Source organism: Streptomyces sp. NPDC048257 (genome assembly GCF_043201855.1).
GTDB lineage: Bacteria > Actinomycetota > Actinomycetes > Streptomycetales > Streptomycetaceae > Streptomyces.
In genome coordinates, this window is sequence record NZ_JBICZI010000051.1 from 1 (window position 1) to 2,602 (window position 2,602).

3 protein-coding genes are annotated in these 2,602 nt (G+C 70.8%); 1 reads left to right on the top strand and 2 read right to left on the bottom strand.

The features are described 5' to 3' along the window. On the top strand, positions 1-673 hold a 673-nt coding region (locus ACGFZK_RS37255; protein ID WP_393853268.1), incomplete at its 5' end, for a BBE domain-containing protein. Here ACGFZK_RS37255 and ACGFZK_RS37260 read toward each other — a convergent pair. Together ACGFZK_RS37260 and ACGFZK_RS37265 are read right to left on the bottom strand one after the other, a co-directional pair. After that, on the bottom strand, positions 659-1,879 hold the full coding sequence (locus ACGFZK_RS37260) for a cytochrome P450 (protein WP_393853269.1): 1,221 nt from the start codon (positions 1,877-1,879) through the stop codon (positions 659-661). The genes ACGFZK_RS37255 and ACGFZK_RS37260 overlap by 15 nt on opposite strands. A gap of 62 nt (positions 1,880-1,941) precedes the next feature. Beyond that, the coding region (locus ACGFZK_RS37265) for a BBE domain-containing protein (RefSeq protein WP_393853270.1) at positions 1,942-2,602 on the bottom strand (661 nt) is incomplete at its 5' end.

The following is a 2,602-nucleotide window of genomic DNA, read 5'->3' on the forward strand; positions in this document are numbered from 1 at the left end:
TGTGGGACTGATGCCCGTACCCGATCTGCCGTTCATGCCGGAGCCGTTGCGCGGCCGGTACGTGGCACACGTCCGGATCGCCTGCACCGCCGGCGCCGTCGAGGGCCGGAAGGCGGTCGCACCGCTGCGCGCGGTCGGCCCCCGGCTCATGGACACCTTGCGGGACATGCCGTACACCGCCGCAGGCTCCATCTTCGACGATCCCGCCCACCCGCACGGTTACGCCGGGGACAACGCGCTGCTCGGCGCGCTCGAACCCCCGGTGCTGCGGGCCGTCCAGGATCTCGCGGGTCCCGGTGCACCGGTCATGTGCGTCGTGGACCTGCGCCACCTCGGAGGCGCCCTGGCCCGTCGGCAGGGGGCGCCCAACGCGGTGGGTCACCGCGATGCCGCCTACATCCTGCGTGTGCTCTCCCCGGTCGAGCCCGGGGCCGGTGCGGAGGTGGCTCCCGTCCACGACCGCCTGCTCGACGCCGTGCTCCCCTGGACGGTCGGGCGCAACCTGAACTTCGTCTACGGAGGCAGCCGCACGATCACGCACGAGCGGCTCGACACCCTGTACGGAGGGACCGCGCACCGGAGACTGGCCCGGCTGAAGGCCGTGCACGATCCCGCCAACACGTTCCGCGTGAACCACAACATCCAGCCGGACCAGGGATCACGGTGTCAGTAGCACCGGCAGGTCGCGCGGTCCGTTGGCGATGAACGAGCCGGAGCCGGGAATCTCGGAGGAGGGGCGTGCCAGCCGGAGGCCGGGGAACCGGCCGAACAGCCGGGGCAGCGCGATCCCGGCCTCCAGCCGGGCGAACGGCGCGCCGAGACAGTGATGGACGCCGTGCCCGAAGGCGAGGTGCTCCCGCCGTTCACGCAGCAGGTCGAAATCGAGGGCGTCCGGTCCGTGCTGCTCCGGATCCTGCCCCGCCGCCGCGTAGGAGATGAGGATCGCATCGCCCTGCCGGATCGTCACCCCACCCACGTCGATGTCCTCCGTGGCGAAGCGCAGCGGCATGTGGGCGACGGGGCCGTGCAGGCGCAGGGTCTCCTCGACCGCGTCCTGCCACGTGGCCCGCCCCGCCCGGATGTGCGCCAGCTGGTCCGGCCGGGAGAGCAGTTCCACGAGTGCACTGCTGAGCAGGTTGGCCGTGGTCTCGTGACCGGCCCCGATCATGAGCATCAGGGTGTCGGCCAGTTCCTGTTCGTTCAGCCGCTCCCCGTCCTCGTCGCGTACCGCGATGAGCTCGGAAGAGAAATCGGGCCCGGGGTGCCGGCGCTTGTACGCCACCAGGTCCGTGAGGACCTCGTAGATGGCGCGCCCGCGCTCCTGGATGTCGTCGATGGTGCCGGGATCGCGGAAAAACGCGTCCATCATCTGCTGAAGGGCGGCGCTGGTCGCGTCCGGTACGCCGAACAGCCGGCAGATCACCTGGAAGGGCAGCGGGTGCGTGAAGTTGGCCCGCAAGTCGACGGTCTCCCCGTGCGGTACGGCCTCCAGCCCGTCCAACAGACCGCTGGTCACCTCCTCGACGGACGGCGCGAGCGACTTCGAGCGGCGCGCGGTGAAGGCGCCCGCCACGAGCCTGCGCAGCCGGGAGTGCTCGGAGCCGTACGCCGTAAGCATGTTCTCGACGGACACCCATGGGTAGAGCGGCCACTCGGGCGTGATCTCCCCGCTGCGGAACGCGGGCCAGTGCTGTCGTGGATCCTTGGAGACCCGCGGATCCGTCAGGAGTTGCTTGATCCGGTCGTGCCGGGTCACCGACCAGGCGGGCACGCCACCGGGCAGCTGCACCCGGGCGATGGGCCCGAGCTGCCGCAACGTGGCGGCCTCGGTGGTGAGATCGCTCCCTGTGGGGTCGAGTACGAACGCGCTCCGGGACATCTGAACCTTCCAATCTCTCGATCACCAACGGGCTCGCGGGCGATCACCCGCCAGCGGTCGCCTCAGGACGCGCCCCGCTGCACGTTGTAGTTGACCCGGAAGGTGTTGGCCGGATCGTGCACGGCCTTGAGCCGGACCAGGCGCGCGTGGTCGTCGGCGTCGTACGCCGAACGCACCTGCTCAGGGCCGGCGTTCTCGCCGATGCCCATGAAGTTCACGAAGCGACCCACGGTGCGCGGGGCGACGGCGTCGAAGAGCTGCCGGTGCACCGGTCGTACGGTCTCGGGGGTGAACGGGCCGACCAGGGGGGAGAGGAGGTAGAGCATGTACCGGGCGTCGCGGTGGCCCACCGCGTTGGGCGCCCCCTGCCGACGGGCCAGGGCGCCTCCGAGGTGGCGCAGTTCGACGATGCACATGACCGGTGCTTCGGGACCGACCGTCTTGAGGATCGTTGACACGTCGGAGGGCGTCAGCTCGCTCTGCATCGCATCATCCGCGTACCACGGCATGGGGGTCGGCGGGTCGTTGTGGATGACAGCACTTGCCGCATACGGCATGTCCGTGAGCGTGTCCAGGAGGCGGGGGCCGACCGCGCGCAGCGGCGCGACCAGCCGCTCGCCCTCCTCGGCGGCACCGGTGTAGGCGATGCGGACGTGGGCGACGTACCGGCCGCGCAACGGCTCGGGTGCGAAGGGCGCGTCCGGCACCGGGATCAAGGCGATG

Coding starts and splice junctions, on each gene's coding strand:
- ACGFZK_RS37260 (WP_393853269.1), bottom strand. CDS start 1,879: ATGTCCCGGAGCGCGTTCGTACTCGACCCCACAGGGAGCGATCTCACC.